This is a genomic window from Streptomyces sp. MA5143a, assembly GCF_900290235.1.
GTDB lineage: Bacteria > Actinomycetota > Actinomycetes > Streptomycetales > Streptomycetaceae > Streptomyces.
This window is the reverse complement of record NZ_OLMK01000110.1, coordinates 1-839: the sequence shown is the minus strand read 5'-3', so window position 1 is coordinate 839 and position 839 is coordinate 1. Positions and strand designations below refer to the sequence as shown.

At 66.4% G+C, this 839-nt stretch carries 1 protein-coding gene; it reads right to left on the bottom strand.

All coding sequences use genetic code 11. The features are described 5' to 3' along the window. A partial coding sequence (locus SMA5143A_RS37135) for an alpha-amylase family glycosyl hydrolase (RefSeq protein ID WP_258193957.1) occupies positions 1–839 on the bottom strand: 839 nt, incomplete at both ends.

Here is an 839-nt window from a genome sequence, read left to right as displayed (position 1 = left end):
AGCCCGAAGGCGGGGTTCTGCTTGCGGATCTCGATCATGCGGCGGGTCCAGTGCAGCAGCGACGAGGGCGAGGACATCGACGCCTCGACGTTGGTGACCTGGTAGCCGTAGACCGGGTCCATGATCGTCGGCAGGTACAGCTTCCCCGGGTCGCAGGCGGAGAAGCCGGCGTTGCGATCGGGGGTCCACTGCATGGGGGTACGGACACCGTCGCGGTCGCCGAGCCAGATGTTGTCGCCCATGCCGATCTCGTCGCCGTAGTAGAGGATCGGCGAGCCGGGCAGGGACAGCAGCAGGGCGGTGAAGAGTTCGATCTGGTTGCGGTCGTTGTCCAGCAGGGGGGCGAGGCGGCGGCGGATGCCGATGTTGGCGCGCATGCGCGGGTCCTTGGCGTACTCCGCGTACATGTAGTCGCGTTCCTCGTCGGTGACCATTTCGAGGGTGAGCTCGTCGTGGTTGCGCAGGAAGATGCCCCACTGGCAGTTCGAGGGGATCGCGGGGGTTTTCGCGAGGATCTCCGAGACGGGGTAGCGCGACTCCCTGCGCACCGCCATGAAGATCCGCGGCATGACGGGGAAGTGGAACGCCATGTGGCATTCGTCGCCGCCGCTGGTGTAGTCGCCGAAGTAGTCGACCACGTCCTCCGGCCACTGGTTCGCCTCCGCGAGGATGACCGTGTCCGGGTACTGCGCGTCGATCTCGCTGCGGACACGCTTCAGGAAGGCGTGGGTGGCGGGCAGGTTCTCGCAGTTGGTGCCTTCCTCCTGGTACAGGTACGGCACGGCGTCCAGGCGGAAACCGTCGATGCCCAGGTCCAGCCAGAAGCGCAACGAGGCCAG